Annotated in this window: 13 protein-coding genes and 1 pseudogene (1 of these 14 running past the window's edge); 9 read left to right on the top strand and 5 right to left on the bottom strand. The window is 41.0% G+C overall.

The features are described from left to right. From IIB50_01730 to IIB50_01700, 7 genes and pseudogenes are all read left to right on the top strand, one after another. Positions 1 to 365, top strand: a pseudogene (locus IIB50_01730) (glycine--tRNA ligase); it begins 1,049 nt to the left of the window's first position. A gap of 17 nt (positions 366 to 382) precedes the next feature. Further along, positions 383 to 1,459, top strand: a complete 1,077-nt coding sequence (locus IIB50_01725) for an AI-2E family transporter (GenBank protein ID MCH7529815.1) — start codon at positions 383 to 385, stop codon at positions 1,457 to 1,459. Between the two features lie 4 nt (positions 1,460 to 1,463). After that, positions 1,464 to 2,897: a methionine--tRNA ligase gene (locus IIB50_01720; GenBank protein ID MCH7529814.1), complete on the top strand. Its 1,434-nt coding sequence runs from the start codon at positions 1,464 to 1,466 to the stop codon at positions 2,895 to 2,897. Next, entirely contained in the window at positions 2,897 to 3,685 is a 789-nt protein-coding gene (locus IIB50_01715; GenBank protein MCH7529813.1) for a TatD family hydrolase, read from the top strand. The genes IIB50_01720 and IIB50_01715 overlap by 1 nt, the downstream gene beginning before the upstream one ends. A gap of 39 nt (positions 3,686 to 3,724) precedes the next feature. After that, positions 3,725 to 4,267: a 30S ribosomal protein S6 gene (locus IIB50_01710; protein ID MCH7529812.1), complete on the top strand. Its 543-nt coding sequence runs from the start codon at positions 3,725 to 3,727 to the stop codon at positions 4,265 to 4,267. Positions 4,268 to 4,273: 6 nt separating this feature from the next. Continuing rightward, positions 4,274 to 4,711, top strand: coding sequence for a single-stranded DNA-binding protein (locus IIB50_01705; GenBank protein ID MCH7529811.1), 438 nt, complete (start codon positions 4,274 to 4,276; stop codon positions 4,709 to 4,711). Between the two features lie 12 nt (positions 4,712 to 4,723). Continuing rightward, positions 4,724 to 4,924, top strand: a complete 201-nt coding sequence (locus tag IIB50_01700) for a 30S ribosomal protein S18 (GenBank protein MCH7529810.1) — start codon at positions 4,724 to 4,726, stop codon at positions 4,922 to 4,924. A 198-nt stretch (positions 4,925 to 5,122) separates the two neighbouring features. Here IIB50_01700 and IIB50_01695 read toward each other — a convergent pair whose 3' ends face one another. The 5 genes from IIB50_01695 to IIB50_01675 are packed head-to-tail and all read right to left on the bottom strand — an operon-like array spanning position 5,123 to position 9,581. Continuing rightward, positions 5,123 to 5,692 (bottom strand): elongation factor P, encoded by a 570-nt coding sequence (locus IIB50_01695; GenBank protein ID MCH7529809.1) that lies wholly within the window; start codon positions 5,690 to 5,692, stop codon positions 5,123 to 5,125. A gap of 11 nt (positions 5,693 to 5,703) precedes the next feature. Beyond that, positions 5,704 to 6,723 carry a recombinase RecA gene (gene recA / locus IIB50_01690; GenBank protein ID MCH7529808.1) on the bottom strand — a complete coding sequence of 340 codons (1,020 nt, stop codon included), beginning with the start codon at positions 6,721 to 6,723 and terminating at the stop codon, positions 5,704 to 5,706. 17 nt (positions 6,724 to 6,740) lie between these two features. Continuing rightward, positions 6,741 to 6,995, bottom strand: coding sequence for a GIY-YIG nuclease family protein (locus tag IIB50_01685; GenBank protein MCH7529807.1), 255 nt, complete (start codon positions 6,993 to 6,995; stop codon positions 6,741 to 6,743). 35 nt (positions 6,996 to 7,030) lie between these two features. Further along, positions 7,031 to 7,375 (bottom strand): hypothetical protein, encoded by a 345-nt coding sequence (locus IIB50_01680; protein ID MCH7529806.1) that lies wholly within the window; start codon positions 7,373 to 7,375, stop codon positions 7,031 to 7,033. A 1-nt stretch (position 7,376) separates the two neighbouring features. Further along, positions 7,377 to 9,581, bottom strand: coding sequence for a hypothetical protein (locus tag IIB50_01675; protein ID MCH7529805.1), 2,205 nt, complete (start codon positions 9,579 to 9,581; stop codon positions 7,377 to 7,379). 456 nt (positions 9,582 to 10,037) lie between these two features. Here IIB50_01675 and IIB50_01670 point away from each other — a divergent pair, with 456 nt between their 5' ends. Continuing rightward, positions 10,038 to 10,817: a DeoR family transcriptional regulator gene (locus tag IIB50_01670; protein ID MCH7529804.1), complete on the top strand. Its 780-nt coding sequence runs from the start codon at positions 10,038 to 10,040 to the stop codon at positions 10,815 to 10,817. 652 nt (positions 10,818 to 11,469) lie between these two features. Beyond that, positions 11,470 to 12,425, top strand: a 956-nt coding sequence (locus tag IIB50_01665) for a peptidoglycan-binding protein (GenBank protein MCH7529803.1), incomplete at its 3' end; no start/stop codon positions are given.

The raw sequence follows: 12,425 nt of genomic DNA, 5'->3' as shown, positions 1-12,425 counted from the left end.
CCGAAGATGAGATGGGAGGAGAGACGAGAACCTACTTGCGTCTGCCTGCTGAAATCGCCCCATACCGCGTCATGGTTTCACCACTTCTTAAAAACAAATCCGAGCTTGTAAAAAAAGCAAAAGAAGTAAGAAGTATGCTTCAAAAATCAATTCCAAACGTTGCTTGGGACGATAATGGTAATATCGGGAAACGATACCGCAGACAAGATGAAATTGGAACTCCACATTGTATTACCATAGATTTTGACACACTCGAGGATGATACTGTCACACTTCGCGACCGCGACAGTGGTGCGCAAGTTCGTGTCTCCGTTGAAAAATTGCTTGCACAGCTAACAACGATAGCATTTGAAAAGAGAGATTGAAATGGTATCATTTTCGTATGACTGGAGATTTTAACAGGACAACCATAGAGATAAGTTCAGGAACTATAATACGAATTATTCTGTTTCTGATTCTTGTCGCACTTCTCTATTATCTTCGCGATCTTGTACTTATTGTGCTAACGGCGATAGTTATTGCCTCAGCCATTGAACCAGCGGCAAAATGGTTTATGCGATATCGATTTCCTCGAGTGCTCGCCGTGCTCGTGGTATATATCATTATCGTTTTTTTCTTTCTCGGACTCTTTTATTTCTTTTTGCCACCAATTCTGGACGAGGCGGCTGGATTTTTATCGACACTACCTACGTATCTGGACTCACTTAATTCATCTTCTTCATTTCCGGGTAGTGGTTTTCTGAGTCCACCTGATGGAGCAGAGCCATTTTCTCTTGGTAATTATGTGTCTGAATTGCAATCATCGTTTTCAAATATAACAGGTGGATTTTTCAAAACCATAAGCGTTATATTTGGAGGTGTGTTTAGCCTTTTGTTGATTATTATATTTTCATTTTATTTTGCTGTTCAGGAAACTGGTATTGATGACTTTATCAAAGTTATTACACCTGTTAAACACCAGAAATATGCAGTGGGATTATGGCGTCGTTCACAGCATAAAATTGGATTATGGATGCAAGGACAACTACTTCTGGCACTCATTATAGGTGTATTGGTGTATCTTGGCCTTACAATTTTGGGTGTGCCGTATGCATTTTTGTTGGCGATTCTCGCTGCGGTAGCGGAATTGATTCCGGTATTTGGCCCCATACTTGCGGGAATTCCTGCGGCATTGATTGCCTTTATTGACGGTGGAGCATCGTTCATGTTCATGGTTATAGGTTTGTATGTAATCATTCAACAATTTGAAAATTATCTCATCTATCCGCTTGTGGTTACAAAAGTTGTCGGTGTGCCGCCACTACTCGTCATTCTTGCACTTATTATCGGAGCGCAACTTGCCGGTTTTCTCGGTATTATATTGTCGGTTCCAGTAGCAGCAGCGGTGCAGGAGTTGGTAAATGATGTGAGGAAAGTAAAAGAGAAGATTCAAGTAGAAGCCGCTGAAGAGACGCAATAGTGGCATCGTAATGAAGAAAACTTTTTATATTACAACCACGATTCCGTATGTAAACGCGGAACCACATATTGGTTTTGCACTTGAAGTTGTGCAAGCAGACGTGATTGCTCGTTATAAACGTATAGATCACGAAGTGTTTTTTAATACCGGTGCGGACGAACATGGGCAGAAGATTTGTGAAGAGGCGCGAAAATCAGGAGAGGATGTGCAAGCGTATGTGGATCGTTACGCAGATTCTGTACGAAAACTTAAAGAAACACTCAATCTTTCATACGATAATTTTATTCGAACGACAAGTCCGGAACACAAAAAAGCCGCCAAAGAACTATGGCGGTTGTGTGATAAAAATAAGGATATATATAAGAAAAAATATAAAGGACTTTACTGCGTAGGATGTGAAAGATTTTTAGCTACGCGAGATTTAGTAGATGGTAAATGTCTAATTCATCCTCAACTAGAACCAAAAGTAGTTGAAGAAGAGAATTACTTCTTCAAACTTTCAAATTATACGGAAAAGATAACAGACTACCTCAAGAGAGAAAATATTATTGTTCCACCACACCGATTAAAAGAAGCACAGCAATTTGTTGAGCAAGGACTTGAAGACTTCAGCATCTCTCGTGAAAAAGAAAAGCTTCCGTGGGGAGTGCCAGTTCCTGATGATGATTCGCAGGTGATGTATGTGTGGTTTGATGCACTCACAAACTATATTTCAACTCTCGGCTGGCCAGAGGACAAAGAAGAAAAGTACAAAACATTTTGGGAAAATGGAGAAAAGCTTCAAATGGCAGGGAAAGATCAAATTCGTTTTCAATCCATTATGTGGCCTGCAATGCTCATGTCGGCACAACTCCCTACTCCTGACCAGATTTTTTATCATGGTTTCATAAACTCAGGCGGGCAGCGAATGAGCAAATCACTCGGAAATGTCATCAGTCCTTCTGACCTTGTTGAGAAATATGGTGTAGATGCAACGCGTTACTTTCTTTTGCGTCACATACATCCAATTGACGATACTGATGTTACATGGGAACGGCTTGATGAATGGTACGAAGCAAATTTGGTGAATGGTTTGGGGAATCTTGTAGCACGTGTGATGAAGATGTCCGAAAGTTATCTAGACAGTCCAGTTAATATTTCTGAACCTAAACCAATACCTAATGTAAATAAGCACATAGAACATTTTGAATTCAATCGTGCCTTGGACGATATATGGTTTCATATAAAAGAAACAGATGAACTTATTCAAGAACAAGAACCATTCAAACTTATTAAGACAAACAAGGTTTCTGCTAAAAAACAGGTTAAATATTATGTAAACGATCTTAATAGAATTGCTGTCCAGTTGGAATCTTTTTTACCGGAAACATCAGAAAAAATAAAAACAGCGATTAAAGAAAATAAAATGCCTGAATCATTATTTCCACGCAAAGACTGATGACTCCAAAATATTTTGATATACATTCCCATATTAGTTTCTCTGACTTTGAAAAAGACAGAGTTGCAGTGATAGAACGGATGAAAGATGCTGGTGTTTTTTCCATCACCGTTGGTGTTGACAAGAAAAGTTCGCAAGAGGCAGTTGCGTGTGCTAAGAAGTACAATAATGTGTATGCAACAGTTGGTTTGCACCCAGCTGATAATACAAAAGAAGCATTTATTGAAAAAGATTACGAAAAGCTTGCCCAACATCCGAAAGTGGTGGCAATAGGCGAGTGTGGTCTTGATTATCTTCGCATAAAAGGCGATAAAGAGGAGGAAAAGAAAAGGCAAAAAAAAGAGTTTGAAAAGCAAATTGCATTTGCAGCAAAACACAATAAACCGCTTATGATCCACTGTCGGCAGGCGCACGGCGATATGCTGGACATCTTAACAGAAAAGAAACAAACATTAGGAAACACACTTCGTGGCAATATACATTTTTTCTCTGAAAGCATAGAAACTGCAAAGAAGTATTTTGCGCTTGATTTCACTATTTCTTTTACTGGGGTTATTACCTTCACAGATGACTACAATGAAGCGATAAAGAACGCACCGCTTGATATGATTCTCTCCGAAACCGATTGTCCATTTGTCGCTCCGGTTCCACACCGAAGGTCGCGCAACGAGCCGGTTTATGTAAGAGAAGTAGTAAAACAAATTGCCAATATTCGCGGAGAAGAATACATCGTGGTTGAAAAAGCGCTGCTTGATAATGCAAAAAGAGTTTTTTCTATTTCGCTGTAATTTTTAGGAATCCTCGTAATTTGCAGGGGCATAGCATGTATGGTAGGCTTTGAGCCAATGGCAGAAATAAAAGAATCAGAAAAATCAGATAGCCCGTCAGAGGATGAGGACAAAGTATACGAGCTTAGCTATCACCTTTTGCCTGATATTAAAGAAAATGATATTGAGTCGGAGGTTGCCACTATTAAATCCGTTATAGAAAAAAATGGAGGTAGTTTTATTACAGAAGAAGCACCCAAAAAAATAGAGCTTGCCTATACCATTACTCAGTCTGAAGCAAGTAAAAAAAAGAGATTTAACAATGCACATTTCGGATGGTTGAAATTTGAAACATCAGCCGATGCTATAGTAAACATAAAGGAAGTGCTTGATAAAAATAGAAGTATAATCCGGTTTCTCATCATCAACACTGTTAAAGAATCAACTCTTGCACCACAGCGAGTACTACTTGAGCGTGTAGCTGTGGAAACTCCAAAAAAGGTTACAACACCAATCAAAAAGAATGAACAGGCAAAAGAAAAGAAAACACCAATCTCAGATGAGGAGCTTGATAGAACAATTGAGGAGCTAGTGGTAGAATAAAAATATATGTATCTCAATAAAGCACTTATTATTGGAAATTTAACCAGAGATCCAGAACTCCGGTCACTCCCCTCAGGAGTGCAGGTTGCTACATTTAGTGTTGCCACCAACCGTGTGTGGAAAGACAAAGAAGGCAACAAGCAGGAAAGTGCAGAATTTCATAACATTGTGGTGTTTGGTAGGCAGGCTGAGACCACAGCACAGTATCTGAAAAAAGGAAGTTCGGTTCTTATAGAAGGAAGGCTCCAGACTAGAAGTTGGGAGAGTGACGGGGTGAAAAAATACCGGACAGAAATTGTTGCAGACCGTGTTCAATTTGGTCCACGAAATGCAGGCAATGAAGGAACACAGAGTGCGGGGAGTAGCAGTACAGATACAAAGAAGTCAGCAGATACAATAGAATATCCAGAAGAAGATATTAATCCTGACGACATTCCGTTTTAAATAATTTACATTATGACAAAATGCTATTTCGCAAAACATAATATCAAACATATTGACTACAAAGATATAGATATTCTCAGGAAGTTTTTAAATCCTCACGCAAGAATGCTTTCTCGAAAAAAGACAGGTGTCAGCGCAGGGAGTCAGCGCAAACTCGCTCGCGCGATCAAACGCGCTCGCTTTATGGCACTCCTGCCATTTGTTGAACGCTAGGAGTCACTCAGTTATGTATTTTAAAAACACGCCTTAAAATCCCCCAGCGGGGATTTTTTGCTCCTCTCGCTCAAAATATTTTGCTTCGCAAAAGCCATGCTATTTTGAGTTGTGAGAGTTTTTTAAAATACATAACCTCGCTTAAACGAAAAATAATAAAATTACACAAGGCTTTTAAAAAGAAAGTGGGAGTAACCCTTATTTCTTCTCAACTCGCTCTACGTATTCACTGGTTTCGGTGTTGATGCACACAGTGTCTCCTTCATTTATAAACAACGGGGCGTTTACGGATATGCCGTTTTCAAGCGTGATTTGCTTAGTACCGCCTTGCGCGGTATTGCCACGCACCGCAGGTGGCGCGTCGGTTACTTTCAACTCTACTTTGATTGGGATTGTAATTCCGATAATGTTTCCTCCAAACATGAGAGCTTCAACAGATGTTTTTTCTTTTAGAAATTTTCCACGGATTCCCACAACATCTTTCTTCAAACTAAACCGTTCTTTTGGATTATCAATTTCAGAAAACCAAAATTCGCCATGATTATTGTATAAATATAATATTTTTTTGTTATCTATGTCAGCAGTATCAATTTTATCTGACTGGTGAAACGCTCGTTCGGTGATGTTGCCACTTATCATGTGTCTAAGCTTGGTTTGATTAACCGGCTTTTGCCGCTGTTTTTTGACAATACTTGAAGTGAGCACCTCGTACGGTTCTCCGTCTAATGCTATAAACATTTTAGGTTTTACTTCACTGTAACTAAGCATGGGATTTGAGTCTACACCAGCTTTTTTTGTATTTCCTTGAGAATTTGATTAGCCACTTTTTTGTTTTCTTTGAGGTAAACTCTCGTAGCGTCGTATCCGCGCCCAAGCTTTTCTGGCTCACCCTCTTTACCGTTAGGTAGGAAACTGTATGACGATCCTGATTTTTCTATCACTCCGAATTTTTCCCCAAGTGCGATCAGTTCTCCCTCTCGTGAAATGCCCTCGTTGTACATAAGGTCAAATTCTGTTGATTTAAAAGGCGCAGCGACTTTGTTTTTTACCACTTTGACTCGCACTCGGCCACCCATAACCTCGTCTCCTTTTTTAATTTGTGCGATGCGTCTGATGTCGAGTCGAACAGAAGTATAAAACTTCAACGCTTTTCCTCCCGGTGTTGTTTCAGGGTTGCCGAACATAACACCAATCTGCATTCTGATTTGGTTGATAAAAATAACAACGGTCTTTGATTTTCCGACAATAGCAGTCAATTTGCGAAGTGCCTGACTCATCAGTCGTGCCTGCTTACCGACATGGTATGCTCCAACATCTCCCTCTATCTCATCTTTAGGGGTGAGTGCTGCTACCGAATCAATGACTATCACATCAATTTTTCCGGAGCGTACTAAGCTCTCTGTAATTTCAAGCGCCTGCTCTCCAGTGTCTGGCTGAGAGAGCAAAAGATCTTCAGTTTTGACTCCTAATTTTTTTGAGTACTCTGGATCCATAGCATGCTCTGCATCTATAAATGCACAAATACCACCTTTTTTTTGTGCTTCAGCAATAACATGAAGTGCCAATGTTGTTTTTCCCGATGACTCCGGTCCGAAAATTTCAATAACTCTGCCTCGTGGCAATCCACCGATACCAAGTGCCCAATCAAGCCCGATTGAGCCGGTAGGTATCGCGTCAATACCAACCCTTGGACGATCTCCGAGTGTCATAATTGCCTCATCACCAAACTTTGTCCTTATTTCTTTTATTGTATCGTCAATTCCTAAACCGTGCTTTTTTTCTGTTTTTATTTTAGGCATGCTCCCTCTCTAAATTTTTAGCTATGTAAATAATTAAATAATATCTTCTTTATATATCTCTTTCCCCATCCAGTCTTCATATATTTCTCTCTTTCGTATGCGTCATCCTTGTTATGGTATGCCTCATAGTATATCAAAGTAAGTGGGATGCGGTTTCTCGTTGACTCTATTTTACATGAATTATGCAATATCATACGCTTCTTTAAATTATTAGTACATCCAACATATAAATACTTATCGACCTTACTTTGTAAAATATACACATATTGCATAATTCATAGCTAAAAACTTAGGAGGGTGAATAGATTTACTGATACATAAGTTCGAGTATATTTTCCGTTTCTCTTCCGAATTTGTCTCTGGCGTATAGCGTCATTATATTATAACCGTACGAGAGCAGCAATTTTTGGCTGAAAGAACCGTTTTCGTCAACAAAAATCTGTTGCCCGTTTAAACTAATAAACGAAATATTCTTTGCGGTTCCTGCAATCGTAATTAAGGATTCCGAAACTGAAGCGCCGTTTCGAGGCGTGTAAACATCTATTATCGGCCCACGTACGATGTTTCTGGTTTGGAACAGTGCATATCCGATAATTACCACTGCAAGTAATATCATTGCCCATGTTCGTAGATATGTTAGCGACCCTCCCATATTATCGTTCTACTTCTTCTTGTTCAGTTTTTCTATCACCGCTATCTAGTACCTCTCGCGGTTTTGATCCATCTGCAGGACCAATCACACCTCGCTCTTCGAGCATGTCCATTAGCCGTGCCGCTCTAGCGTAGCCGACGCGCAGTTTCCTCTGTAAATATGAAGTCGATGCTTTACCGGCGTGTATGATAGTCTCTCGAGCATCCTCGTAGAGCTCATCATCATTTTTGTTGTCCTCCGCCTGCGATCCGAATAGTATACCGTCTCCACCACCACCATTTTCGCTGAAATCTATCTTTGGTACTTCGACAGACAAATCGTCCTCATACTGTTGTGCAAGAAACTTGGTAACTTTTTTAACTTCAATTTCTGATATAAACGAAGCTTGAAGCCGTCGTGGCTTTGACATTTCACCGGAAAGGTAGAGTAGGTCACCGTCTCCGAGGAGTTTTTCGGCTCCTCCCGCATCAAGTATAGTTCTAGAATCAATTTGTGAAGATACTTGGAGTGCCAGTCGTACAGGGATGTTTGCCTTGATAAGTCCGGTAATAATATTAACCGATGGACGTTGTGTTGAAAGAATGAGATGAATACCAACCGCCCTACTCATTTGAGCAAGTCTAACAACAGCCGACTCAAGCTCTCTTGGATATACCTGCATAATATCGGCGAGTTCATCTATCACAATAATAATGTAGGGCATTGCCTCGGGTAATTCATCACTACTTTCCTTAGTCGCCTTTAAGACCGCTGGGGCAAGCACATTTTTATGGTATGAACTGATATCGCGCACCGATTCTGCTTCAAGTACATCGTAACGTCTATCCATTTCTTTTGCCGCCCATTTAAGCGCCAGTATAGTTTTTTTCGGATCAGTTACAACGGGAGTGAGCAGGTGCGGTATTTTGTTGTAAAGCGTCAGTTCAACCCGCTTGGGGTCGATCAAAATAAAACGCATCTCCTGCGGGGAATTTCTATACAAAAGAGAAGTAATCATAGAGTGAATAGCGACCGATTTTCCAGAGCCGGTGGCACCGGCGATAAGCATATGTGGCATTCTAGCAAGGTCAGCAAAGCGCGCTTTACCGGAAATATCTTTCCCCAATGATATCAACAGTGGCTTTTCCGAAGATGTGAATGCATCGGATTCGAGCATTGACCCGAGTCCGATAGTGGTTTTTGCACTGTTTGGTACCTCAATACCTACCAGTGATCGGCCCGGAATTGGCGCTTCAATCCGCAACGGGTGAGCGGCAAGCGCAAGTTCAAGATTATTCTGAAGACCCAATATTTTTGAAAGCCGGACGCCTTCTGCAGGTTTGAGAGCGTACTGTGTCACGGTTGGCCCTATGGAGATTTCATCCACCTCAACAGTTACTCCGAAATTCTGAAGTGTTCGTTTTATAATATTTGCGTTTGCCTTAATATCACCAACACCGGGTTTTCCTCTGTCTTTTTCAAGCAGTGACAACGGTGGTGGGGTGTAAGTGCCGCCGATAAGTGGTTTAAGCGCAACGACTCCAGCTACACTTTTTTCTCCTATGCCAAACACTTTTTTGAGTGTGGAGTGTTTCTTTTCTTCTTCTTCTTCTTTCACTTCTTCTTCAACTTCGTCTTCATCTTTCTCCGGCTCACCCTTATATTCTTCATTGTCATCATATCCATCCACGGCTGTCTCTTCTTTGTTTCTTTTAAATATGCCGAATATTGATTCTTTAGAAAATGACAAAGACGGATTGGGCAATTTTGCATCAAATATTACGAGGAGTGCAATAATCAAAACCGCAACGAGGATGAGAAACGTTGAAAATACATCAAACAGAGAAAGGAGCGGAGCCGTGATAATATTTCCCACCATACCACCTTGCTCTTCAAAGAAGAGACTGATAAAACCAAGCCCGCCAAGAAAAAACAGAACGGCGCCAATTATTTTTGAGAGTCCGACATCTCGGTGATGAAATGTTTTTATAAACGATACAGAGAGAGTGAAAAAGAGAAGTGGCAGGAGAAAAAATCCAATACCCAAGAGCAGCGAGAGACCTCGGTATGTAGCATTCCCAACAATGCCTGCATTACCCGTTGCTGAGAGCAAAAGAAAGACCCCCAAGACAAAAAAAACAACTGTCCACACTCCCTGAATGGTTTCTCCCCTAAGACCGTCAAATATACGCAACAAGATACTCCTTTTCTTTCTTCTCCGTCTCATGTAGATTTTTAATGAATAAAATGAATATAAAAATCATCACCCTGCCCTTATTTTGCTCTCACAGTACACGCGAAGCGCGAGTGGCGGATAGCCACATCCCTTTTGGGGCGCAGCGCTTCGCCCAATAAGTATCTCTCTATTCGAGAGACGCACTGCGCACGATTTTGCAAAAGCAAAATAAGGGCAGGGTTTAATAATTCATAGTCGTTCAGTAACAATATAAGAACTCCTTGAATTATTAAATAATAACACACAACACAGCGGACATTAAAATTTTCTAACTGGTATGTGTACAAAATAGGCGATTTTTTCTTAATATACTGCCCCAGTGTGAATATAAGTGTACAGATACAAAAAAGTGTATTCCAATGTCCTTTTGTGTTTACTAGCCACACTGTCCGATATATAATGGACATGTTTTGTCCCAATATAAAGGACAATATAAAGGACAGATGTATGGAGAATAAAAAGGACAACGATAAAGGACATAATGAACAAAGTATCGGAAAAACTGCATATTCCGCAGTGTTTGGCAACAACCATTTTCATGCCTTTATTTTCAAAAAGACAGAAAAACTCGTTTCAGCCCTTTATTTAGTGACTAGTTTTGTCCCTGAGAACGAACCTATACGAATAACACTCCGAGGAAAGTCACTGTGTCTTTTATCGGACACTATGTCCTTGAGAACTCTGTCACATAAACTGCTGCCATCTGCTATTTCAACTGTTGTGGCAACCATACTTGAAATAATTGCACTTCTTGAAATTGGGCGGGATTCTGGATATGTGTCTGAAATGAATGTATCAGTCCTGAAAGAAGAATATTTGACGCTTGGCGCCATGTTGAAAAGGAAAGGTGCCGGTATTGTACCTCAAGGGGTTGAAATAACTGAAGAGATGCTTGCTGTTCCTGATATGTATCTTGCACAGCTTTACTCAAATAATACATATGGTGGGCAGAGTAGCCAAAAACGCATAACACAAACACAAAAAAGTCGTACAGCGGCAGCGAAAGGAACGGTTTCAGAACATGGAGCTCAAGACCGACACAGTGACAGGAAACAACACATTCTCAAACTCATTAAAACAAGGGGAGCCGTCAGTGTAAAAGAAGTGGCGACGGTAGTATTGGACTGCAGTGAAAAAACACTCCAACGGGAACTCCTGTCGCTCGTGAAAGTTGGAATATTGAAGAAAAAGGGAGAGAAGCGCTGGAGCACCTATTCCCTTGTCTAATGCCTATATTTCTGGGGTTATGGGTTATCCACATTCCCCGTTTTGCGTGATTCTGTAGTACCTATATACTTACTCTAAGGCTTTTTCTGAACTACCGTATAGTACTTGCATTTTAGGAGAAGATTCTGCATAATTGCAGGTCTGAAACGTATAGAAAAGGCTACTCCCAATGGCCGATTTTGGCTGTATAAGGGAGGTAGTCTTTGCAAGGGAAAGAAGAAGAAGGGAGACAGCGGGATAAATACAGATAGGATTGGTCGTTGAAAATTAAATATACGAACGACACAACTTTTTTCAAATTTGCAAGCAAGATTTTGTTTTGCTTGTAAGTTTACTAATACAGAAATACTTAATTCTGTTTTTAATATTGCAATGCAGTATTTAAAACTCTGGTTGCACAACGAAAGAAACTCGGTCCAACATTACTAGCTAACCTACATCGTTCTGTGTCGATACAAATAGAACATCGTAGGATAGTACGTTATTAGAGTGCCGACATTGTCAACAGAAATTGCACAATGTCGCATTACAAGATTAATATTCGCGCGATGGTTTTAATTAAAAATAAAACTATAGGTCGCGCAAACAGTTTCCTCTGTACACATTACAATAATCGTACAGGGAGGAGCTTAAATTAAAAATTACAAAACATATGATTACTACACACAGTAACACTACAAAGTTGGTAGTGGGACTCGTTGGTGTTGCGCTCGCTCTCTCACTTGCGTTTGCTGTTCCTTCCACCGCGAAGGCGCAAACTATTGAAGATCTTACAGCGCAGATCAACAGCCTTCTTGTAACCATCCAAGCTCTGCAGGCACAACTTGCAGTACTCTCGGGTGGCGGCGGAGGCGGAACCACAGCTTGTAGTTTCACTCGTGATCTTACACTTGAAGTCTCTGGTTCAGATGTCACATGTCTTCAGGATTACCTGACGGGCACGGGACACTTTACCTTCTCAGGAGGTTCAACCGGATACTTCGGTCCAATCACACGATCTGCAGTAGCCGCATGGCAAGCTGCAAACAATGTGAGTCCACCTGCAGGTTACTTTGGTCCAATTTCAAGGGCTAAGTACTCTAGCATCGCAGGTACCACAGGCGGCGACGGAACAACTCTTCCACCGGCAACCGGAACAGGGTTGTCAGTTGGAGGTGCAGTACAGCCAGCAGCATCACTTGCTCCTGACAGTGCGGCACGAATACCGTTCACTAATTTTACAGTAACAGCAGGTTCAGATGGCGCAGTCATTATGGACAGCGTATTGGTGAGGCGAACGGGACTTTCAGCAAATGCAGTTTTCTCAGGAATTGTACTTTTGGATGAAAACGGCATTCAGCTCGGAACAAGCAAAACGCTTAACTCGCTTAACGAAGCAAAAGTAGGTGAGGCGGTAACCATTCCTGCAGGGACAACCAGACGGTTTACTATTGCCGGAAACATGGCATCTGACAACTCAACACGAGACGGGCAAGTTGCCTCACTCACAGTTGTTGGTATTAACACTTCAGCGATTGTTTCAGGAACACTCCCAATCACAGGAGCTTCGCACACAATCAACGCATCACTTGTAATTGGTTCTGTTACAGCAGACCGGGGAGTTGAAGA

The organism is Patescibacteria group bacterium (genome assembly GCA_022560785.1).
Classification (GTDB): domain Bacteria; phylum Patescibacteriota; class Minisyncoccia; order Phycocordibacterales; family JADFSL01; genus JADFSL01.
Note: the sequence above shows the minus strand (reverse complement) of the source record. Positions and strands in the feature narration are given on the sequence as shown.

What these genes read in the sequence shown, in the direction of transcription:
- IIB50_01725 (MCH7529815.1), top strand. Translation starts at nt 383, where the DNA reads ATGACTGGAGATTTTAACAGGACAACCATAGAGATAAGTTCAGGAACT.
- IIB50_01715 (MCH7529813.1), top strand. Translation starts at nt 2,897, where the DNA reads ATGACTCCAAAATATTTTGATATACATTCCCATATTAGTTTCTCTGAC.
- IIB50_01710 (MCH7529812.1), top strand. Translation starts at nt 3,725, where the DNA reads ATGGTAGGCTTTGAGCCAATGGCAGAAATAAAAGAATCAGAAAAATCA.
- IIB50_01705 (MCH7529811.1), top strand. Translation starts at nt 4,274, where the DNA reads ATGTATCTCAATAAAGCACTTATTATTGGAAATTTAACCAGAGATCCA.
- IIB50_01700 (MCH7529810.1), top strand. Translation starts at nt 4,724, where the DNA reads ATGACAAAATGCTATTTCGCAAAACATAATATCAAACATATTGACTAC.
- IIB50_01695 (MCH7529809.1), bottom strand. Translation starts at nt 5,692, where the DNA reads ATGCTTAGTTACAGTGAAGTAAAACCTAAAATGTTTATAGCATTAGAC.
- recA (MCH7529808.1), bottom strand. Translation starts at nt 6,723, where the DNA reads ATGCCTAAAATAAAAACAGAAAAAAAGCACGGTTTAGGAATTGACGAT.
- IIB50_01685 (MCH7529807.1), bottom strand. Translation starts at nt 6,995, where the DNA reads ATGCAATATGTGTATATTTTACAAAGTAAGGTCGATAAGTATTTATAT.
- IIB50_01680 (MCH7529806.1), bottom strand. Translation starts at nt 7,375, where the DNA reads ATGGGAGGGTCGCTAACATATCTACGAACATGGGCAATGATATTACTT.
- IIB50_01675 (MCH7529805.1), bottom strand. Translation starts at nt 9,581, where the DNA reads ATGAGACGGAGAAGAAAGAAAAGGAGTATCTTGTTGCGTATATTTGAC.
- IIB50_01670 (MCH7529804.1), top strand. Translation starts at nt 10,038, where the DNA reads ATGGAGAATAAAAAGGACAACGATAAAGGACATAATGAACAAAGTATC.